At 66.1% G+C, this 21,414-nt stretch carries 16 protein-coding genes, 1 pseudogene and 1 riboswitch; of the genes and pseudogenes, 2 read left to right on the top strand and 15 right to left on the bottom strand.

Going from position 1 to position 21,414, the window contains the following annotated elements:
- The 6 genes and pseudogenes from IC50_RS00735 to hydA form a co-directional block, all read right to left on the bottom strand.
- A pseudogene (locus tag IC50_RS00735) lies at nucleotides 1–288 on the bottom strand (ABC transporter permease); the annotation flags it as partial.
- A gap of 25 nt (nucleotides 289–313) precedes the next feature.
- Complete coding sequence (locus IC50_RS00740; protein ID WP_035699344.1) at nucleotides 314–1,933, bottom strand: ABC transporter substrate-binding protein; 1,620 nt, start codon at nucleotides 1,931–1,933, stop codon at nucleotides 314–316.
- Between the two features lie 96 nt (nucleotides 1,934–2,029).
- Nucleotides 2,030–3,466, bottom strand: coding sequence for an NAD(P)-binding domain-containing protein (locus IC50_RS00745; protein WP_035699345.1), 1,437 nt, complete (start codon nucleotides 3,464–3,466; stop codon nucleotides 2,030–2,032).
- Nucleotides 3,463–4,212, bottom strand: coding sequence for an SDR family oxidoreductase (locus IC50_RS00750; RefSeq protein ID WP_035699348.1), 750 nt, complete (start codon nucleotides 4,210–4,212; stop codon nucleotides 3,463–3,465). Before IC50_RS00750 ends, IC50_RS00745 begins: the two co-directional genes overlap by 4 nt.
- 1 nt (nucleotide 4,213) lies before the next feature.
- Nucleotides 4,214–5,188: an NAD-dependent epimerase/dehydratase family protein gene (locus IC50_RS00755; RefSeq protein ID WP_035699349.1), complete on the bottom strand. Its 975-nt coding sequence runs from the start codon at nucleotides 5,186–5,188 to the stop codon at nucleotides 4,214–4,216.
- A 16-nt stretch (nucleotides 5,189–5,204) separates the two neighbouring features.
- On the bottom strand, nucleotides 5,205–6,674 hold the full coding sequence (gene hydA / locus IC50_RS00760) for a dihydropyrimidinase (RefSeq protein ID WP_035699351.1): 1,470 nt from the start codon (nucleotides 6,672–6,674) through the stop codon (nucleotides 5,205–5,207).
- Nucleotides 6,675–6,730: 56 nt separating this feature from the next.
- On the opposite strand from hydA, the gene IC50_RS00765 reads away from it, so the two are divergent.
- Nucleotides 6,731–7,393, top strand: a complete 663-nt coding sequence (locus tag IC50_RS00765) for an aspartate/glutamate racemase family protein (RefSeq protein ID WP_035699352.1) — start codon at nucleotides 6,731–6,733, stop codon at nucleotides 7,391–7,393.
- Here IC50_RS00765 and IC50_RS00770 read toward each other — a convergent pair.
- The 8 genes from IC50_RS00770 to IC50_RS00805 form a co-directional block, all read right to left on the bottom strand.
- Entirely contained in the window at nucleotides 7,390–8,049 is a 660-nt protein-coding gene (locus IC50_RS00770) for a flavin reductase family protein (RefSeq protein ID WP_193374071.1), read from the bottom strand. The two genes, IC50_RS00765 and IC50_RS00770, sit on opposite strands and share 4 nt — an antisense overlap.
- A gap of 5 nt (nucleotides 8,050–8,054) precedes the next feature.
- Nucleotides 8,055–8,987 carry an N-carbamoyl-D-amino-acid hydrolase gene (locus tag IC50_RS00775; protein WP_035699355.1) on the bottom strand — a complete coding sequence of 311 codons (933 nt, stop codon included), beginning with the start codon at nucleotides 8,985–8,987 and terminating at the stop codon, nucleotides 8,055–8,057.
- A 112-nt stretch (nucleotides 8,988–9,099) separates the two neighbouring features.
- Nucleotides 9,100–10,782 (bottom strand): long-chain-fatty-acid--CoA ligase, encoded by a 1,683-nt coding sequence (locus IC50_RS00780; RefSeq protein WP_035699356.1) that lies wholly within the window; start codon nucleotides 10,780–10,782, stop codon nucleotides 9,100–9,102.
- A complete protein-coding gene (locus IC50_RS00785) occupies nucleotides 10,779–12,074 on the bottom strand; it encodes an aminotransferase class III-fold pyridoxal phosphate-dependent enzyme (RefSeq protein ID WP_035699359.1) in 1,296 nt (431 codons plus the stop codon). Before IC50_RS00785 ends, IC50_RS00780 begins: the two co-directional genes overlap by 4 nt.
- Before the next feature lie 11 nt (nucleotides 12,075–12,085).
- A complete protein-coding gene (locus IC50_RS00790) occupies nucleotides 12,086–13,666 on the bottom strand; it encodes a hydantoinase B/oxoprolinase family protein (protein ID WP_035699361.1) in 1,581 nt (526 codons plus the stop codon).
- On the bottom strand, nucleotides 13,663–15,672 hold the full coding sequence (locus IC50_RS00795; RefSeq protein WP_035699363.1) for a hydantoinase/oxoprolinase family protein: 2,010 nt from the start codon (nucleotides 15,670–15,672) through the stop codon (nucleotides 13,663–13,665). The genes IC50_RS00790 and IC50_RS00795 overlap by 4 nt, the downstream gene beginning before the upstream one ends.
- A 427-nt stretch (nucleotides 15,673–16,099) precedes the next feature.
- The gene (gene pdxR / locus IC50_RS00800) at nucleotides 16,100–17,644 is read right to left on the bottom strand and encodes a MocR-like pyridoxine biosynthesis transcription factor PdxR (protein ID WP_035699364.1); all 1,545 of its coding nucleotides are present in this window, start codon (nucleotides 17,642–17,644) and stop codon (nucleotides 16,100–16,102) included.
- 89 nt (nucleotides 17,645–17,733) lie between these two features.
- A complete protein-coding gene (locus IC50_RS00805) occupies nucleotides 17,734–19,167 on the bottom strand; it encodes an NAD-dependent succinate-semialdehyde dehydrogenase (protein WP_035699379.1) in 1,434 nt (477 codons plus the stop codon).
- A gap of 333 nt (nucleotides 19,168–19,500) precedes the next feature.
- Nucleotides 19,501–19,701, bottom strand: a riboswitch (cobalamin riboswitch).
- Between the two features lie 72 nt (nucleotides 19,702–19,773).
- On the opposite strand from IC50_RS00805, the gene IC50_RS00810 reads away from it, so the two are divergent.
- Nucleotides 19,774–20,346: a histidine phosphatase family protein gene (locus tag IC50_RS00810; RefSeq protein WP_035699381.1), complete on the top strand. Its 573-nt coding sequence runs from the start codon at nucleotides 19,774–19,776 to the stop codon at nucleotides 20,344–20,346.
- 6 nt (nucleotides 20,347–20,352) lie between these two features.
- Here the strand turns inward: IC50_RS00810 and cobT are convergent, their stop codons facing one another.
- Nucleotides 20,353–21,405, bottom strand: a complete 1,053-nt coding sequence (cobT, locus tag IC50_RS00815) for a nicotinate-nucleotide--dimethylbenzimidazole phosphoribosyltransferase (RefSeq protein WP_035699366.1) — start codon at nucleotides 21,403–21,405, stop codon at nucleotides 20,353–20,355.
- Between the last annotated feature and the right edge of the window lie 9 nt (nucleotides 21,406–21,414).

Consider the following 21,414-nt stretch of genomic DNA (forward strand, 5'->3'; position numbering starts at 1 on the left):
CAGAACCGGCTGCCCGGTCATCATGGAGCGGCCGAGATTGCCGTGGCCGATGTCGGAGAGATAGAGCACGAGCTGCTCCGGCACGGATTTGTCGAGCCCCATCTGCTTGCGGATCTGCGCGATCTCCTCCTTGCCGGCGTTCGGCCCCGAGGCGAAGAACACCGCGGGGTCGCCCGGCAGGACGCGCATCAGGAGAAAGGTGAAGACCAGCACACCGAACAATGCCGGCAGCGACGACAGAAGCCGCCTGCCCGCTCTCACTATCGTTGCACCAAGACCGGTCTTCACCCTTAGCAGCCTTTGCCTTCAGACGTTACTTGCGGCTGAGGTTGCGGTAGTCGACCTGACGATGGAACTCGTAGATGTAGCCCTCGACCGAGGGCGCCATCACCGCATCCTGGTTCGGCTGCCACAGCATGATCTGGGGCATCAGGTCGACATGCATCGCGTTGAGCTTGCGGCCGTCCTCCTCGTATTTGGCCTTATCCGGCTCGAACCGGGCTTCCTGGGCGATCGCCGACAGCTCGGCATTGTTGATCGAGCTGTAATTCCAGCGCTGATTGCCGGTATAGAAGTTGCGGTAGAAATAGTCCGTCGACGGCAGCCAGGCGATGATGCCTTCGGTGAAGAAGGGCACCTTCTTCTCGTTGATCAGCGTCGACATCTGCGCGTCCGGCAGCTTCTGGATGTCGACCTTGATGCCGATCTTGCCGAGCGACTCCTTGACCAGCGCCGCCATCGGCTCCGCCTGGGAGGCCCATCCGACATTGAAGCTGAAGGTGGTCGAGAAGCCGTCCGGAAGGCCGGCGGCCTTGAGATATTCTTTTGCCTTGTCGAGGTCGAGCTTGACCGGCTGCTGGAACGGATAAGTCCCGTTCAGCGGCTTGCCGTCCGGCCAGCTGGCGCCGTACAGCGGCGCGCCGCGGCCGAACAAGGCTGCCTTGAACATGTCCTCGTAAGGCAGCGCGAACGCGATGGCGCGGCGGACGTTGACGTTGTCGAAGGGCGGGATCTGGTTGTTCATCGAGACGAACGTGATCGCGTTGTATTGCGGCGTCGAGACCACCTTCAACTTGCCCTTGGCCTCGAGCGACTGCACGTCGCTTGCCTGAAGATCGAGCACGATATCTGCGTCGCCGCGCTCGACCAGATTGGCGCGGGTTGCCGGCTCCGGTACCGATTGCACGATGACGCGCTTGAAGGAGGCGGGCCTGCCGGGAGAACCGCGGTTCCAGGCCTCGTTGCGCTTGAGGGTCACCTGCTCGCCGGGCTTGAAGGTCTCGACGATGTAGGCGCCGCTGCCTGCGGTGTGCTCCTTCAGCCAGGCCATCGCCCACGGATCGTCCGCGGTCGCATGCTCCTTCGCCAGCTTCGAATTGATGATCATCGGATAGACGGTGGCGAGATTCGGCAGCGCCAGCTTGTCGGGCTTCGGCAGCGTCACCTCGATCGTCAAGGGATCGATCACCTTGAACTGATCGGCCGATGTCAGCGACCCCGTCAGCAGCTGCGCCTTGCCGAGGATCGGCGCGGTGACGCAGCGGTCGAGCGACCACTTCACGTCATCCGCCGTCACCGGCGAGCCGTCCTGGAACTTGGCGTCCTTGCGCAGATGGAACGTGATCTTCAGCTTGTCAGGACTGACGTCATAGGACTCGGCGAGCTCGCCCGTGATCGTGTCGAGATCGAACACCCATTTGCCGTTGAGCTGCTTGCGGCCGAACGACACAAGCCGATCGTAGGTGCTCATGCTGAGCCCGAAGGATTCGCGCGTCGCGCCGGGAATGTTGGGATCGAGCGTGTTGACCGACGCGCCGGTCACATAGCGCAGCGTTTCCGCTCTGGATTGCGCGTGCGAAGGCGCGGCCGCGATCAGCAACAGCGCAGTGATGGCAAGGACTGAGGTCGCGGACCTGAAAGACACAAAACGCATTCGTTTTCCCTTGAATTTCGAGCAGGAAAGCCGGCAAGGCTGGTCGAGAAAGAAGCAATTTGCGCGCCAATCTTCGCCGTGGCGGGGCATGGATGATCATCGCGGTTGCTCCATTGTTCGCGCTGGCCGCGTGACCACGGCCTGCGGCACGTCATAGGCGCTGAGCGAGGCCCAGTGCCGTTCAACGTCGGCGCGGAACAGGCCGCGCGTCAGGCCATGGACCAGCTTGGGCACGGCGGTCGTCATCGCATTGATCGACGATCCCGATGCACCGAAGCTCATGGTGGAGGCGATGGCGAAGAGATGGATATCGGAGATCCACGGCGTCTTGCCTGGTTCACGCTCGGTGAAGGCGTAGTCGTCGGCGAGATAGGGGAAGCGGCCGAGCCGTGGGTTGCGCTCGTCCTCGGGCGGCTGGTAGCGATCGGCCCAGGTGGCGATGTTGCCGGCAAATCGGCCGAGCTCGCCGCGTTCGGCGAAGTTCATGTCGATGCCGGTGCCGCAGATGACGAAATCCGCGGTGATGGCGCCGCGCGGCGTTCGGAGTTCAACGCCTTTGCCGGTCACGCACGCGGTCTCCACCGGCGCCCCCTCGTGCAGCGTGAAATTGGCATGACGCGCGCAGCGGTCATAGGTGGCCTGCGGAAATCCCTCGCGCATTTCCAGGATGGTGCGCATGAAGCGCCAGCGCCAGGCATCGTCGAGATCGCTGAGATGGCGCAGGAAGCCGCGAAAGGTCAGCCAGCGATAGGGCTGGATCACCTGGATCTGCGCCCGGCGACAGAGCAAATGCACTTCGGCACCACCCGCCTCCAGCGCCGTTGCCGCATTGTCGAAAGCGGATGCGCCGGCGCCGATCACGGCGACGCGCTTGCCGCGGAGGCTTGCGAAATCGATGTCGTCGGCGACGGTCGCGACCGAACTCGCCGGCAGATGCGCTAGCGGCTCCGGAATCATCCAGCCGCCCGTCCCCTCCTGCCCCGTCGCGAGCACGATCTTGCGCGCATAGAGCGTCTCGATGGCGTCGGCCTGTTTCACGCGTGCGGCGAGCAGACCATCTGCCGCCGTGGCAATCTCCAGAAGCTCGCATCCATTGTGCACCGGCAACTTGATGGTGCGCCTCAGCCAGAGCAGGTACTCGGCCCAATGCGCCCGCGGAATCAGATCGAGCGTCTGCCAGTCCTCCTTGCCGAACCGGGCTTCGTGCCAGGACTGGTAGGTGAGGCTCGGGAAGTCGAGGTCGGGGCCGGTGTAGTCCTTCGGACTGCGCAGCGTCGGCATGCGGGCATAGGTGAGCCACGGCCCCTCCTTCCCTTCCTCGGCCTTGTCGAGCAGCAGGATGTTGCTGACGCGGGAGCGCATCAGGCCAAAGCCAATGGCGATGCCGGACTGGCCGGCACCGATGATGAGAACATCCAGCGCCGGCTTGCCATCCGGCCCCGTCTTCGGTTCGAGCCAGGCGGCGCCGGGATGTGCGATCCGGGCGAGATCGGCGCGCACGTTCGTCTCGAGCTCTGTCAGCGCATCACTCATGCCGCGAGCCAGCCTCCGTCGACCACCATCACGGTGCCGGTCGTGAACGAAGAGGCATCGCTGGCGAGATGTAGCGCGGTCTGCGCGATCTCCTCCGCCTGACCGAACCGCTTCATGGCATGGCGGTTGCGCGAGGCCTCGCGCACTTCCTCCGAATTGGCGTGACGGGCAAAGCTGCGGCGAAGCATTGGCGTATCGATCGCACCCGGCGCAATCGCGTTGACCCGAATGCCGTCCATTGCGAAATCCACCGCCATCGTCCGCGTCAGGCTGACGATCGCGCCCTTGGCGGCGATATAGGCACTGTTGCCCTTGCCGCCGGCCATCGCAAGCTGCGATGCCAGCGTGATGATCGATCCGCTGTTCTGCCGTTGCATTTGCGGCACCGCCGCCCGCGCCCACAGCCAGGTGCCACCGACATTGGCGCGGAACACCGCATCCCAGTCCTCCACGCTCGTGGTCAGCACCGTGCCGCCGCAGGAGAAGCCGGCGGCAGTCATCAGGACATCGAGCCGGCCGCGCCGCGCGATGACATCGCCGACGACGGTCTCGGCGAACGCGGCGTCGCCGACGTCGCCGACATGCGTCGTGGCCTCGCCCACCATGCGAAGTGTCTCCTCAAGCCCCGCGCCGTCGCGATCGACCAGAGCGAGACTGGCGCCCTCCTCCGCAAACAGCTTCGCACTGGCCCGGCCGATGCCGGAGCCCGCGCCCGTGATGATGGCCGTCCGTCCCTGCAGCCGCATGTCAGATCCCTTCCTTGTGCTGCATCCACCAGGCGCTCATGGCGGCGGCCGACTCCGCGCAGCCGAACCGGGCGCGCCAGCCGAACTCATCGGCCATCCGCTTGACCGACATCGGCGCACGGTCGCCGCCGTGGAGCTTGATCACGGTCTTCTCTCCGGGAGACGCGAGCCGACACACCAGATCGGGATGCAAGGCCGCGAACGCCTCGCCCCATTGCACCGCAGACCAGGCCGTGCCGCTGGAGATGTTGTAGAGCCGGTGGCGCGGCCGCTCGGCTTCGATCAGCAGCGCCACGGCTTCGGCGGCGTCCGGCGCGTAGGTCCAGTCCTTGATCCCTGGTCTCGGCATGATCGCCGGCTCGCCGCGGGCGAACGCCGCCAGGATCTGGAATTGAAGGCTGGGCGTATCACGCACCGCGCCGGCCCGCTCCCACGGACCGAACACCGCGCTCAGTCGCACGCTCAGGAAATCGCCGCCAAAGAGCTCGGCATGACGCGCCACGGAGCGCTCCGAGGTGAACTTGCTGATGGCGTAGAACGAGACGGGATCGCAGGGCGTTTCCTCGTCCAGAACTTCGAACCGCAACCCCGCAGCGCCATAGGCCGACGCCGAGGACAGATTGACGACGCGGCGAACGCCGTGACGGATCGCCGCTTGCAGGATCGGGATCTGCGCCATCACGTTGATCTCGAGAACGCGCGCCGGCGAGGCCCGCTCGAGATCATCACCTGCGGTGATCGCCGCGCCCAGCACGATCGCATCGCATCCCCTTGCGACAAGGACGTCGATGGCTTCTACGTCGGCGATATCGGCCTGCACGGCTTCAAGCCGAGCGCCGTAGTCGGCCAGAGATCGCTGCGCACTCGGCGGCAACGCCGCACGATCATACAGCGTCACCTCGTGCCCGCGCGCGAGCAGCACCTCGGCGAGATTGAGGCCGACAAAGCCGGTGCCGCCGAAGATGACGATCTTCATTGCGCGCGATCCGCGATCACAGCAGCTTCGCTCCGAAATTCCGTTCCGGATCCATATCGGCGACCAGCCGGCCCGTCGGCTTTGCCGCCTCGCCGCCGCTGCGCGCGAGGAATTTTCCGCTGCCGGCGGACGCGAGACACTTGTTGCCGTCGATAATGACGCGGCCGCGCGACAGCACCGACACCGGCCAGCCCTTCAGCTTACGGCCCCCAAACGGCGTGTAGCCGGCGAGGTCATGCATCATCTCGTCCGCGACCGTGACTTCACGATCGGGATCCCAGATCGCAATATCGGCATCGGCGCCGACCGTGATCGAGCCCTTGTGTGGATGCAGGTTGTAGATCTTTGCCGGCGCCGTCGCGGTCAGCTCGACGAACTTCTCAAGGCCAAGCCGTCCCTTCGACACCATCGCGTCGAACAGCAGCGGCAGCCGCAGCTCCAGCCCCGGCAGGCCGTTGGCGACCTGCTTGAAATTCGGATTGGGCCCGGCGCGCAGCTTGCCGGTCTCGTCATAGCGATACGGCGCGTGATCCGAGGAGACGGTCTGGAGATCGCCGAGCGAGAGCGCCTGCCACAGCACCTCCTGGTCGGCATGGGTGCGCGGCGGCGGGCTGCACATCCATTTGGCGCCCTCGGAGCCGGGCTTGTCGAGATCATTGGCGGTGAGGAACAGATATTGCGGACAGGTCTCGGCGAATACCTTGAGCCCCTGCCCGCGCGCATCGCGGATCACCTTGGCGCCTTCGGCGGTCGAGACGTGGAAGATCATGATCGGCTGGTCGATCAGCGCCGCCATACCGATCAGCCGGGTGAAGGCTTCCGACTCCGACACGCGGGCGTGGCTGACGGCGTGGTACTTCGGCATCGTGTAGCCGCGCGCGAGCAGCCGCTTCACCATCCAGGCGATGATGCCGTGGTTCTCGGCATGCGCGCACAGCATCGCCCCGGACTGTCGCGCGGCGAGGAGGATGTCGAGCAGCGGCTCGTCGTCGACCTTGAGCCGGTCGTAAGTCATGAAGATCTTGATCGAGGCGTGTCCCTGCTTCACCAGGGCGGGGATGTGCTCCTCGACCGTCTCCCTGGTGGCATCGGCGATGATCATGTGGAAGGCGTAGTCGATCACGGCACCCTTCCTGGCCAGCGCGTGATAGTCCTCCACCACCTGCGGCAGCTTCATGCCGACATGCTGGGCGGCGAACGGGATCACCGTGGTCGTACCGCCGAAAGCCGCCGAAACAGTCGCGCTCTCGAATGTGTCGGCATTCATGATGCCGGCGGCGGACAATTGCTCGATATGCGCGTGGCTGTCCACGCCGCCGGGAAGCACCAGCTTGCCGCGCGCGTCGATCTCGCGCTCCGCTGGCGGAAGCCCGCGGCCGATGGCCGCGATGGTCTCGCCGGAGATGGCAACGTCGGCCTCGAACACGTCGGTGGTGGTGGCGACGCGGCCGCCGCGGATGATCAGGTCGTAAGCGGGTTCAGTCATGAGGCGCTCCGTGATAGGCTCAAGGCACGACATCGTAATTTCGCAGGAAAAGCATCATGTCCCGGCCGCGCATTCTCGTCATCAATCCGAACTCCAACCACAAGGTCACGCAAGGGCTGGAGGATGCGTTGAAGCCGCTCGACTTCGAGAGTGGGCCGGAAGTCGTCTGCCAGACGCTGGCCGAGGGTCCCTTCGGCATCGAAAGCCAGGCCGACGTCGACAGCGTCGCGATGCCGCTGCGCCGGCTGGTCGAAAGCGACAACAGCTCGGCCGCCTTCGTCATCGCCTGCTACAGCGATCCCGGGCTTCAGGTGTGTCGTGAAGGCACCGACCGCCCCGTGTTCGGCATTGCCGAGTGCGGCGTGCTGGCGGCGCTCGCTCGCGCCGAGACCTTCGGCGTCATCGCCATCGCCCAGCGATCGATCCCGCGCCATATGCGCTATCTCAGGCAGATGGGACTGACCGATCGGCTCGCGGGCGAACGGCCGCTGAACATGAGCGTCGCGGAAACCGCATCCGGCGAGGGAACGCTGGCGAAGATGATCGAGGTCGGCCGCGCGCTGCGCGACGAGGACGGTGCTCGCGCCATCGTGATGGGCTGCGCCGGCATGGCGCGCCATCGCCGTCCGCTCGAAGACGCGCTGCGAATTCCCGTGATCGACCCGACACAGGCGGCCGTCACCATGGCGCTGGGTACTGTGCAGTTGTCGGCTCACTAGGCGTCCTTCAGCTCCTTGGCGTCCTGCCGCGCGAGCCATTGCGCATGGCTTTCGCGGACAAGCGCAAACGTATCCCGCTGCGTCGTGTAGAGATTGCCGAACATGCGGCCGACCGGCCGGTAGGCATCGAGATCGACATACATGTTGGCGGTATCGACGAGGCCGTCGCGGGCGTGCATCCTGAGCACCTCGCCAACCAAGAGCTCGCGATCCGCCGAGAAAGTCAGCACCACATGACGCCGGCATTCCAGCGCGAACGGCGCCGCGGCGAGGCGCGGCACCTTCACGTCCACCGACGGAAGCGTGGCAAGCCCGGTCGCGGCGACCTCGCTCTCGCCGGAGGGGAAATCGACCGCGCAGTCGTTCATCGCCACCGACAGCGCCTCATCCACCATGTGCACGACGAACTCGCCGTCGCGATGGATGTTGCGGGTCGTGTCCTTCGGGCTGTGGTCGGGCTTGTGCTGGAGCCCGAGCACGACCAGCGCGGGGCTTTCCGAGAACACGTTGAAGAAACTGAACGGCGCGGCATTGACAGCGCCGTTCGCGTCCAGCGTCGTCACCAGCGCGATCGGCCGCGGCACCACCACGCCGCAGAGCAGCTTGTAGCGATCGCGCGGATCCAGTTCGCGAAGTGATATGCCCTTGTCCGCCATCGGCATCACGTCTCCGGCGGCGGCACCGCGCCGGTCTGGCTGGTGATCAGGCCGTAATGCTCGATGCGGCGATGGCGGGCGAAATCGAAGATCGTCGTCTTTCCGAAGGTCGTCGCATCGAGATCGCAGGCGTGGACCAGGACCTCGTCGTCGTCCGTCTTGGCCTCGGCGACGATCTCGCCGTTGGGATCGACGATCAGGCTGCCGCCGAACAGCGGGTGGCCGTCCTCATTGCCGGCCTTGGCCACCGCGACCACCCAGGTCGCGTTCTGGTAGGCGCCGGCCTGCACGGAGAGCCGGTTGTGAAACAGCCGCTTCTCGACGCCCTCCTCACTCTTCTCCGCATTCACCGACGGCGTGTTGTAGCCGATCAGCACCATCTCGACGCCCTGCAGGCCCATGACGCGATAGGTCTCGGGCCAGCGGCGGTCGTTGCAGATGGCCATGCCGATGATGCCGCCGAGTTCGCGCCAGACCTTGAAGCCGAGGTCGCCCGGCTCGAAATAGCGTTTCTCCAGATGCTGGTGCGAACGCCTGGTGTCGTATTCCACGTGGCCCGGCAGATGGACCTTGCGATACTTGCCGACGATCTTGCCGGACTTGTCGGTCAGGATCGCCGTGTTGAAATGGTGGCCGTCGGGCGTCAGCTCCGCATAACCGAAATTCATCGCGATTCCGTGCTGCGCCGCACGCTCGAACAGCGGCCTCGTCGCCTCATTCGGCATCTCGCGCTCGAACCAGATGTCGAATTCGGCGCGGTCCTCCACGTACCAGCGCGGGAAGAACGTCGTGAGCGCCAATTCGGGATAGACGATCAGGTCGGCACCTTTGGCTTTCGCTTCGTCCATCAGCGCGATCATGCGCTTGACCACGGCCTCGCGGCTGTCGGCTTTCTGGATCGGCCCCATCTGGGCGGCGGCGACGTTGACGATGCGCATCAGCGAATTCCTGATCTCTTCACGAATTTCCTGGCGAGGCTGGGGATCGCAGCTTCAAGGACGTACCGGCAGCACAACGCTGCCCTGCCTCCGTTTTCCAGCCAAGCAGCTTTCATGCCGTTCGCCCCCATTCGGCGTCCTGCAACAGTCGCCAATTGATCTTGTTGCTCGCGGTGCGCGGGAGCTGGTCGACGAAGACGACCGTGCGCGGCGCCTTGTAGCTGGCCATCGCGCCGCGCGCCCAGCCAACGATGTCATCGGGCGATGTTGTTGCCCGCGCCGCCTCATCCAGCACGACAAGCGCCTTGACGGTCTCGCCGCGGTAGTCGTCCGGCGCCGAAATGATGCAGCACTCCCGGATAGCGCGGTTCTGATACATCGCGGCCTCAACCTCGGCCGGCCACACCTTGAAGCCGCTGACATTGATCATCCGCTTCAGACGATCGACGGCGAAGAAATAGCATTCTGCATCGCGAAAGCCGAGATCGCCCGTACGCAGAAACCGCTTGCCGTCGAGTTCGATGAAGGCCTCGGCATTCGCCTGCGGCCTGTTCCAATAACCCTGCAACACCTGCGGTCCGTGCACGACGATTTCACCGACCACGTTGTCGCCGAGCTCGATCAGGCTCTCGGGATCGACGACCCTTGCGTCGGTCTCCTGCACGGTAATGCCGAGACACTGCCGCTTCGGCGCCGCCATCGGATTGAGATGGGTCGGCGACATCGTCTCGGTCATGCCGTAACCCTCGACGAAGCCGAGCCCGAAGCGCCCTTTGAGCCGTTCGGCGACCGCGGTCGGCATCGCCGCGCCGCCGCCGGTCAGAACCCTGAGCTTCGCAAAGCATTTGTCGCGGAAGCGGGCGCTGGCGAGCACGTCGACGATCATGGTCGGAGCGGCGTTCCAGAAGGTCACCCCATAGGTCTCGAATAGATCCGGCAACAGATCCTTGTCCCAGCGCGCCATCAAGAGCAGCGTGGCCCCAGTGACCATGGCCGCATTCATCGAGCCCTGCATGCCCGCAACATGGAACAACGGCATGAAGCCGGTCATCACGTCGTCGCCGGCGAGCCCATACCAGCGCGCCTGCAACACGGCGGTGAACAGCGCGCTGCGATGCGTGTGCATGCACGCCTTGGGCTTGCCTGTGGTGCCTGAGGTGTAGGGCAGGATCATGAGATCGTCCGGCCCCGCGGTCATCGCACCCGGCTTCAAGCCTTGCGCGATCGCGGACGGCCAGGAATGCCAGCCCGGCGATGACGGCACCTCGGCCGGCGCTTCCGTAACGCATGTTGGCAGCGTATAGGGCGTCGCGGCTGGAATCTCGTCACGATACTGCGCGACAATCGCATGCCTGATGGCCTCGCCCAGCAGCGGGGCAAACACATCGCTCAATTCGCTGCCGATGATCGCGACCTTGGCGCCGCTGTCCACGGCGAGATACGCGATCTCGGCGGTCTTGTTCATGGGATTGACCGGTACGATCACGGCGTCCGCCCGCATCACCGCGTAATAGGCGATGACGTATTGCGGCGAGTTCTGAAGCGCGATCATGACGCGGTCGCCGCGCTTCACGCCGCAGGCGCCTTGCAGGAAGCCTGCCATGGCGTCGACACGGTCGCACAACTCGGCGTAGCTCAGGCTCGCGCCGTAAAACACCGTCGCCGGATGCGACGGTCGTTCTCGTGCAGCACGCGCCAGTGCGTCGTAGAGCGTTCCCTCCGGCATCGCGAGATGCCAGGGCTCATCCGCCGGCCAGGCCGGCGACCGGCGGAGCGTTGCGTGATCCGCGCTCACCCGTGCTCCTCGTCGGCAATATCGAGGCCGTAGTCGAGCGCGTCCAGAAGCTGGTCGGCCTCGCGCTCGGAGATGACGAGCGGCGGCGCCAGGAACAGCGAGGTCTGCTCGCCGCTGGTGCCGATCACCGCACCGGCTTCGAGCGCCCGCTCCGCGACGCGCGAGGCGATCGGCACTTCGGTCGTGTCGGCGTACCACGAGCGCCAATCCGGCCCGTGCAGTTCCACCGTCCAGTGCAGCCCTTGCCCCGCGACGCGCTGCACGCTCGGATGCTTCTGCGCGATCGCGAGCAGGCGGCGGATGAACAGCTTCTCGAGATTTTGCACGTGCTCCAGAATTTTGTCGTCGACGACGACCTTCAGGTAGGCGCTCACCGCAGCCATGCTGATCGGATGGCCACGCAGCGTGCCATAGTTCTGCCAGCTCGTACCCTTGAGCCGCTCGACGATGTCTTTGGACACCACGACCGCCGCCACCGCGGCCGCGCCGCCGCCGAGCGACTTGCCGAGCGTCACGATATCGGGGCGGCTCTGCGCGCCCTGGAATGCGAACCAGCGGCCGGCGCGCCCAGCCCCGGTGACGACCTCGTCGGCGATCCAGTACGAGCCCGCCTGCCGCGCACGGCGCGCCACCTCGTCCTGATAGGCGCCGTCGTAGTAGATGCCGCCCTGGGTGTAGTCGATGATGGTCGCTGCGGTGTCCGAGAGCACGCGCGCGGCATCGGCGAGATATTCGCTCGGCGGCGTATTGTTGGCCGGTGCGCCATAGATCGCACCACCCGGGGCCGGAAGCACCCTTACCGGCGCCATCGGCGCCGGCAGCTTCGAGCCGCCCGAGTGCACCGCAAGGCCGCCGTGCCATTGTGGCTGGACCGTCATGCTGCGCGACAGGCCGGTGATGCCGTGATAGGCGCGCTCGCGGGTCGCCAGCGCCGAGCGCTGCGTCAGCGCCTGGCAGAGCGAGAGCGCCATGTCGTTGGCCTCGCTGCCGCTGATGCAGAAGCGCACCGCGCCGACCCAGTCCTGCTCGCCTTTGAAGGCAGTCGCCATCAGATCGTCGGCGGCCTGCTCGCGGCCGACCCAGGTCCATCCCTCGTTCACGACCGGCGTGTCGGCGGCGCGCCGGATCGCCTCCACCATCGCGGGATGACGATGGCCGAGACCGCCACCGGTGTTGCTGCCATCGATCAGCTTGCGGCCGTCCGCAAGATGAAAATAGACCCCCTCGCCGCCGACCACGGCCATCGGCGCGCTGTCGCCCGCATTCAGGCCGGTTCGCAACAATCTGCTCATCGCTGGTCCCCTCACCCTGCTGCCACGGCGCCATAGCCGCCGCCGCCGCACATCTCGATCGTGACGAGATCGTCTTGCTGCAACACCAGATTCGACTTGCCGTCGATCGCGACGTTGGCGCCCTGCCTGACAAGCGAAATTCGGCAGGCTTTGCCGGATTCGCCGCCCTGCATGCCCCAAGGCGCGATCACCATGCGCTCGATGCAGGTGGTCAGATGCATGGAGGGGGCGAGGATGCGGTAGGTACGGACCGAGCCGTCACCGCCGCGATGTGCCCCCGCACCGCCGGATCGTCGGCGGATGGCCTGCTGCTCGAGCCGGATCGCGTAGTTCGCCTCGATCACCTCGACCGGCGTGTTCGAGGTGTTGGACAGATGCACCCGGGTTGCCGAGATGCCGGCCCGATCGTGGCGCGCACCTTCGCCGCCGCCGTGAACCTCGTAGAGCATCTTCCACGATCCGTTCGGTCGCGGTTCGGCAAAGAACAGCACACCCGCAGTGGTCGCCCCGCCGGCCGACAGGCGTTCCGGAATGGTGTCCTGCATGGCGCGAAAGATCGCATCGACGATGCGCATGGACGTCTCATGGTTGCCGGCGGCGACGGACGCCGACCAACCCGGCTCCAGGATCGAGCCCGGACGCGTGACGATGGTCAAAGGCCTGAGCGCACCGGCGTTCTGCTGCATGTCGCGCCCGCTCATGATACGCGCGGCATAGGCGACCGCCGAGCGCGCCATGAACGGCGTGGTGTTGCAGAAATTGGAGACGCGGTCGCAGCTTCCGGAGAGGTCGAAGGTCGCCTCGTCGCCGCGAATGGTGATCTTCACATGGATGCGCGCTGGCGCGTTGTTGGCGCTGCCGTCGTCGAGGTAATCCTCGCCCTCATAGACGCCGTCCGGAAGGTCGCGCAGCGCCTCGCGCATCTCGATTTCGGATAGATCGTGCAGGCGCGACTGCGTCGCCATGAAAACGGCCTTGCCGTGCTCGCGGCAAAGCTCGACGATGCGCCGCTCGCCGGCCTTGGTCGCCGCGATCTGGGCGAGGAGATCGCCCTCGCAGGATTCGGAGTCGCGAACATTGGCCTTGAGCAGCTGCACGATCGGCGCATTGACTCCGGCAGCGGTCGCGATCAGCACGGGCGGGATGCGCATCGCCTCCTGGAAGGTGTCGACGGCCTTGGCAAAATAGCTGCCGGGCCAGGTGCCGCCGATATCGGGCCAGTGCGCGAGGCTGACCGCAAACGCCACGATCTCGCCGTCGACGAAGACGGGCCGCACGACCTTGACGTCGTTGAGATGATTGCCGCCGAGCGCGCCGACATTGTAGATCAGCACGTCGCCGTCGTTCAGGCTGTCGCGCGGCACCACCTTCAGCAATTCGGGGATGGTGTAGGCCATCGCGCCGAGATGGATCGGGATGTCGCGGCCCTGCCCGACCAGGCCGCCGTGCCCGTCGGTGATCGCCGACGACAGATCGCCGGCCTCGCGGAGCAGCGGCGAGCGCGCCGAGCGCGTCATCACCAGGCTCATCTCCTCGGCCGCGGCAGAGAGCCCGTGCCTGATGACCTCGACAACGAATGGATCGAGCTTCATGCCCTCCTCCGCGTCAGGAACAGATTGCCCGTGACGTCAGGTTTCGCCTGCCAACCGGGCGGAACGACCACGGTCGACCAGGCGTCTTCAATGATCGCCGGGCCGCTGACGATCTCGGTTAGCGCCGCACGGTCGACGATCGCCGTCGCCGTCTCGTGGAGACCGTCAAACGAGCAGACACGCGTGCCCGTGGACACCGCCCTCGCCGCCGTCGCCGCCCGGCTCACGACGGTTGTCGACGGGCGGCGGGCCTGCACCCGCACGGATTCGATGACACAGGGCTCGCCGGTCGCATAGCCGAACAGCTCGTGATGCCGCGTCAGGAAATCCTCCTTCAGCTTGGCCGCATCCAGCGGCAAGGCGAAGGGCACCGGAATGGCATCGTTCTGAGCCGCGTAGCGCATCAAGGCCACCGGCTCGACCTGGATCTCCGCCTTGGCAACGCCATTGGCGAGCAGCGGCGCCGAGGCATCGGTAATCAGGGCCTCGATACGCTCCGATACGCGTGCGAGATCGATGCCGTCGAGGGCGGCGCGAAGAGTCTGCTGCTGGAGGAAGCTGAAATCGGCGGTGAGACAGCCCAGCGCCGAGAAGGCGCTGGATGCACCGGGTACGACGACCTGCGCTATGCCGTAGAGATCGGCGAGACCCGCGGCATGCATCGGGCCACCGCCGCCGAAGGCGAGCAGCGTGCAGTCGCGCCCGTCGATGCCGCGCTCGACCGTGACGCGGCGGAGCGCACGGGCCATGGTCGCATTCGCGACCTTGATGATGCCGAGCGCCGTCTCCGTCAGGCTCAGTCCGAGCGCGCGCGCGATCGGCGCCACGACACGCTTGGCTGCTTCGACGTCGATGCCAATGCGCTCACCGAGCTTGGTCTCGGGATTGAGATAGCCGAGCACGGCATTGGCGTCCGTGATGGTCGGCTCCGTGCCGCCCCGGCCGTAGCAGGCCGGCCCCGGCTCCGAGCCGGCACTCTCCGGCCCGACCGTCAGGCCGCCGGGACCGTTACGCACGATCGATCCGCCGCCCGCGCCGATGGAATGAACGGCCAGCATCGGCTGGCGCAACGGCTTGTCGCCGAGCATGCGGCCGTCGGTCATCTCGGCCTGGCCGTCGACGATCAGGCACACGTCGGTCGTGGTGCCGCCCATGTCGAAGGTCAGCATGCGCGGCGTCCCGAGCTGGCGTGCGATGCTGACCGAGGCCGAGACGCCGGCCGCCGGGCCCGACATCGCCATCACCAGCGGCCGCCGTTTCACCGCGGAGATCGGGATCATGGCGCCGGCAGAATGAAACACCTGCAAGCCGGGGCCGATCGGCAACCGCTGCTCCAGCTCGCTGAGATATTCGACCGCAATCGGCATCGCGGCCGCGTTGAACACCGTCGCCGAAGTCCGCTCATATTCGCGTGCCTCGGGGTTGACCTCGTGCGACAGCGAGACATGGGCGACGACGTCCTTGAGGCGCTCGCCGAGCATCTTCTCGTGGACTGGATTGGCATAGGCGTGAAGCAAGGCCACCGCGACGCTCTGAACGCCGGTCGCCTTCAGCCAGGCCACCAGCCGCTCGATCTCCGCCTCTTCCAGCGCCTTCAGCACCCGGCCCTGGTGATCGAGGCGCTCGGCAAGCCCGAAGCATCGTTCCGGCGGAACCAGCGGCGGCGATTTCGGCGGAATGTCGAGCCGATAGAGATCGCGCCGGCGATAGCGCGCGATCTCGAGCACATCGGCAAAGCCTTCGGTCGCGACCAGCGCAACCTTCGGTAACCGGCCTTCGACGATCGCGTTGGTGACGCGCGTCGTGCCATGAACGAAGCGCTTGACCTCGCTCTTGCGCAGGCCCACCGCCTCGATCGCCTCCAGCATCGCCTGAACCGGCGCCTGCGGGCGCGACGGCACTTTTGCGATCCGGGCCTCCGCGGAATCGCGCCTGATGGCGATGATATCGGTGAAGGTGCCACCGATATCGGTGCCGACTTCCCAGTGATTTTCGAAAGCGCTCATGTCTGGGGGGTCAGCTACGCGTGACGTCCGAACCGGACGCCGGGTCCTTCCCGTCCATCGCAACCTCGAATGCCGAACCGAGAGCGCTCAACATGCATCCCCTGTCATGCCACCGCCTGGGAGCGTGCGACAGAGCGCTGGCCTCCGATAGGGCCAGAGTTGCCGCAATTCGCTGGGCCAGCAAGCGGCCGGCGCGGCGCACCGCATCACCGGATGCACGTTCTGGTGCAGCAGTGCCTGCACAGACAGCAGGCGAGCGTGCGCTGGTCCACGCCAGTAACGTGCAGCGCACCACGGATTTCTCTGAGCAAATCGCGATGCCTATTGCACCGCAATCCGAACGACTGAAATCAGCTGTCTAATTTGCAGGCGATCAAGCGGCAGCGCGGGATCTCCGGGCGCCTACGAGCTATGCATGACAGTCGGTTCAGCCTCTCCTTATTGTACGATCAGTAAGAGAGCGTATTGGCGGGTCGGATGGTGCGTTGCGAGAAGCGCCGCCGATGCAGGCTGCGATCCTCGCAAGCAGCGGAGCGGCATCCTCGACGTGCAGCCGCCCGTAGCCGAACACCAGGCCATGCCGCGTGGGCTGTTCCAGGAAATTCTGCGACAGCGGCTGCACGTGGATGCCGGCCCGCTTCAGGACCGCGACCGCCTCGCGATCGCTCATCCGTGCCCGCATTGCATCGGTGAACAGCGCCACCAGGTGCAGGCCGGTGACGGCGGAGGACACGGTCAGATCATCCGGCATCAGCGCTCCGATCGCGTCGATCAGCGCCTTGCGCCTCGCAGCATAGACCCGCCGCATTGCGCGCAGGTGCCTCAGGAGGTGCCCTCCCCGCATGAACTCCGCCAGGGCGAGCTGTCCGATGCCGGAGGTGTGTACGTCGATGCGTGCGCGGCCCTTGGCGAATCCCTCGATGAAATGCCTGTTCGCGACGAGGTATCCAAGCCGCAGGTTCGGCATCATGATCTTCGAGAAGGTGCCGAAATAGATCACCCGGCCCTCGCGATCGAGCGAACGCAGCGAGGCGATCATGCTGTCCTGATGCCTGAATTCCGAATTGTAGTCGTCCTCGATGACCCAGATGTCGTTCTTGTTCGCCCAATCGAGAAGCTCGAGCCGGCGCTCCAGGCCCATGCTGACCCCGAGCGGATATTGATGCGATGGTGTGACCACGATCAGCCGCGCGCGTGGTGCGCGCCGAATTCCTTCCGAGACGACCAGCCCCTTGTCGTCGACTGGAATCGGAACGAGCTTTGCGCCGGCCGCGGTGAGCGCCCATCGCGCCTCGACGAAGCCGGGCTCCTCGACCCAGACCTCGTCGCCGGGGTCGAGGATCATCCGGCTGCAGAAATCCAGCGCCCCCGACGTGCCGGAGGTGACGACGACCTCTTCCGGCGAGCAGACGAGACCGCGCACGGAGCCGAGAAAGTTCGCGATCTCGCTCCGCAATCGCGGATGGCCTTCGGGCGGAAGATCGAGGCACTCCTGCTCTCTTGGATTTTGCCAGGCCTGGCGCAGCAGGCGCGACCAATCCTTGAAGGGAAAGGTTGAAATGTCAGGCGCACCCGGACTGAACTCCGACGGCCAGTTGGTCTCGTAGTCGAAGGCCAGCAGCGACCGCCAGCGCTCCGACATGTGGGCGGGCCTGGCCGCGGACGACGCGGACGACGGCTCCGCATGTGGCGAGGCTACCGATGCCACCATGACGCTGCCGCGCGGCGTCGATTCCAGATAGCCCTCGGCGTAGAGCAGATCCCATGCCGTCAGCACCACGGTCCGCGAGCAACCCAGCTCGCGCGCGATCTCGCGCGAACCGAGAAATTGCGTTCCAGAGGGAAAGGCGCCGCACAGAATGCCGTCCCGGATATGCTTCGCGATCTGCAAATGCAGCGGCACCGCAGAGGTCCGGTCGATATGCATCCCGGCAAGGGACACGCGCTTGCCCGGATGACGGCTGCTGTTCATGTCTCGCCCGCCGCGCAATGCAGATATTGTCCACCGTCATTCCGGGTCGCGCCCTTGCCGCGAGCCCGAAATGACAGCGCGACTCTTCCTTACGCGCTCGCCTGGGTCACGAACTTCGTGTTCAGGTACCCCTCGATCGCCTCGAGGCCGCCTTCGGAGCCGTAGCCGGAATCCTTGATGCCGCCGAACGGAACTTCCGGCAGCGCGAGACCGTGATGGTTGATCGAGACCATGCCGCTCTCGATGTCCGCACCGATGGCCTGCATCGTCTTGGTCGAGGTGGTGTAGGCATAGGCCGCAAGGCCGTAAGGCAGACGGTTGGCCTCGGCCACCACCTCGTCATAGCTGCGGAACGAGGTGATCGGCGCCAGCGGGCCGAACGGCTCCTCGTTCATGATACGCGCATCGCGGGGCACGTCGGTGAGCACCGTCGGCTCGAAGAAGAAGCCTTCGTTGCCGATGCGCTTGCCGCCGGCCTTGACCTTGGCGCCGCGCTGAACCGCGTCGGAGACGAGGCCCTCCATGGCATCGACGCGGCGCGGGTTCGCCAGCGGTCCCATGCGGGTGTCCTTGTCGAGGCCATTGCCGACCTTGAGGCTCTTGGCCGCGGCCACGAACTTGTCCACGAAGGGCTCGTAGACGCTCTCATGCACCAGGAAGCGCGTCGGCGAGACGCAGACCTGGCCGGCGTTGCGGAACTTGTTGGCCGACAGGATTTTCGCGGCGTTGTCGAGGTCGGCGTCAGCGAACACGATCGCCGGCGCATGGCCGCCGAGCTCCATGGTGACGCGCTTCATGTGCAGGCCCGCGAGCGCAGCCAGATGCTTGCCGACGGCGGTCGAGCCGGTGAAGCTGATCTTGCGGATGATCGGATGCGGAATGAGATACTCCGACACTTCCGCCGGCACGCCGAACACCAGTTGCACGACGCCGGCCGGAATGCCCGCATCCGCATAGGCCCGCACCAGCTCCATGCAGCTTGCAGGCGTCTCTTCCGGGCCCTTGACGATGATCGAGCAGCCGGCGGCGAGCGCGGCCGAGATCTTGCGCACCGCCTGGTTGATCGGGAAATTCCAGGGCGTGAACGCCGCAACCGGGCCGACCGGCTCCTTGGTCACGAGCTGCGAGACGTTGCCCATCCGCGGCGGCACGATGCGGCCATACGCCCGGCGCGCTTCTTCCGCAAACCAGTCGATGAGGTCGCCGGCCAGCATGGTCTCGCCCTGCGCTTCCACCACCGGCTTGCCCTGTTCCATGGTCATCACGGGCGCGATCTCGGCGGCGCGCGAGCGGATGATGTCGGCGGCCTTGCGCATCAGCTTGTAACGGTCGAACGGCGAGGTCTTGCGCCAGATCTCGAAGCCGGCCTTGGCCGCCTCCAGCGCACGGTCGAGATCCCCACGCGAGGCATGCGGGGTCTTGCCGATCGGCTGGCCGGTGGCGGGATTGAGGATGTCCTCCGACTTGCCGGACGAACCATCGGTCCACTCGCCGGCGATGAACATCTGAACTTTCGGGTACATCCGTGCTGCCTCCTGCATGGTTTCGGTCGTCGGCGAGACCAGCGCCCGCCGTTTCGAGCCGCCGCAGAGCTACACCGAAAGCCGGGCGGCGAAAAGGGACCAGTGATGGCGGTGGTCAGGTCGAGCGGCTGGGTCGGACCCAGCAGTGTTGGCTGCGATATCTGCGCCGGTGGCGCACTGGCCGAAGAAGCTCAGGCCGGGAACGGCCTCCCACGTGTAGCCGATGCGGCGACGCGGGGGGCCGCCGACCAGCGCGAAGCTGCGCGTGAGCATCAGCTGGTCGTCGAACGACAGCGCCTCGTCGTCGATCCGCGCGGTCTGCTACATCTTCGCGTGTGACCACGGCTGACGGCAGGTCTCCTGGCTCGCGGGTCGCGACCGCTTCGTCGCCTTCCCGGAAACGAGGCCCAGTGGCTCGTGACGAAGGATTCTCCGCTCACAGTTGCGGGAGCCGCCACGGCATTGGGGACAACGTCCCCGCACCGCATTCCCTTTTCATCCCCTCTCGGGGAAACCGTCGAGAGCACCTAGGATTACCAACAAGAGTGAGTCAATGTACCAGTTTCGGCGTTGTAGCCACAGCGACCAACTTCCTCGGAGATGAGCATGGAAGGCGAGACCTTCCTCTGGTTGATACGGCATGCGGCCGTCGAGGGCGTGGCCGGGACGATCCATGCGGCCGATGCGCGGGCGAATCTCGGCGATCACGCGGCATTGGCGGCGCTGCGGCACCGTCTGCCGCCGGATGGCGCCAGCTATGCCAGCCCGTCGCGGCGCACGGTCGAGACGGCGCGCGCACTGGGGCTCGAACCGGAATTGATGAGCGAATTCCGCGAGCAGGATTTCGGCGACTGGACCGGCCATCGTCACGACGAGCTCGCCGCGACCGGTGGCGATGCCTATGCACAATTCTGGCGTGATCCGGCGAGTGGACGGCCGCCGAACGGCGAAAGCTTTGCGGATCAGGTCGCGCGCGTCCGGCAGGGCCTGTCGCGGATTGGCGACGGTTCAGCGACGCTCGTCGTACATTCCGGCACCATCCGCGCCGCGCTCTGCATCGCGCTGGATCTGGCGCCGCAAGCTGCCTTGCGCTTCGTGGTCGATCCGCTGTCCCTGACCCGGATCGACCGGCTCGCGGCGGGTTGGCGAGTCGTCAAGGTCAACCAGCGCGCGGCTTGAGCCGGATCAGGTCGGGCGATCCGGTACGTTGGCCTGCGCGAACGTCGCCATGCCGTTGTGAAGCGCACAGGACGAGCGGACCAGCGGCAGCGCGATGGCCGCGCCCGATCCCTCGCCGAGCCTGAGATCGAGGCTGATCAGCGGCTGCACGTTCAGCGCGCGTAGCACCAGCCGATGCCCTTGCTCCGCCGATTGATGCGAGGCCAGCTGGAACGGCCGGCAGGACGGATTGAGGCGTGCCGCCGCCAGCGCCGCGACCGACACGATGAAGCCGTCGATCAACACGGGAATGCGGCGCTGCGCGGCCGCAATGATCGCGCCTGAAATCGCCGCGATCTCGAGGCCGCCGACGGCGCACAGGATCTCCTCGGCCGAGGCTCCGGCGACGCCGTGGCGTGCGATCGCCGCATCGATCACCCGCGCCTTGTGCGCGCGGCCGGTTGCATCGACGCCGGTGCCGCTGCCCGCGATCTCGTTGGCGCTCACACCAAGCAGGCTTGCCGCGATCGCCGCGGATGCCGTGGTGTTCCCGATGCCCATCTCGCCGAAGATCAGAAGATCGGGCTGACTGGTCTCGGCGCGCACCACCGCACGCCGGCCGGCCTCGAAGGCACAGGCCAACTCCGCAGGCGTGAGTGCAGCCTCGACGCTGAAATCGCGCGTGCCGCTGCGTGGCTTGTCGGTGACGACGCCCGCCATCTGCTCCTGGGCCAGCGTGCCGGCGTCGACCACCTCCAGGCTCGAACCCAGTTCACGCGCCAGCACCGAGATCGCTGCGCCTCCAGACGCAAAATTCGCCATCATTGCGATCGTCACGGCTTGCGGATAGGCCGACACGCCCTGCGCGACGATGCCGTGGTCGCCGGCGAAGACGATGATCGGCACGCGTGCGGCACGCGGCTGCTCCGTCGCTTGCAGGCCCGCAAGCTCGATCGCGAGTTGCTCGAGCCGGCCGAGCGCGCCGGTGGGCTTCGTCAGTTGCGCCTGCCGCGCCAACGCCGCCTCGCGATGGACCGCGGAGACCTCCGGGCAGTTCTGATAAATCCATTCGGGAAGCATGCTGCCTCG

The sequence above is a fragment of the Bradyrhizobium genomosp. I (2014) genome (genome assembly GCF_000261685.1).
In the GTDB taxonomy this organism is placed as follows: domain Bacteria; phylum Pseudomonadota; class Alphaproteobacteria; order Rhizobiales; family Xanthobacteraceae; genus Bradyrhizobium.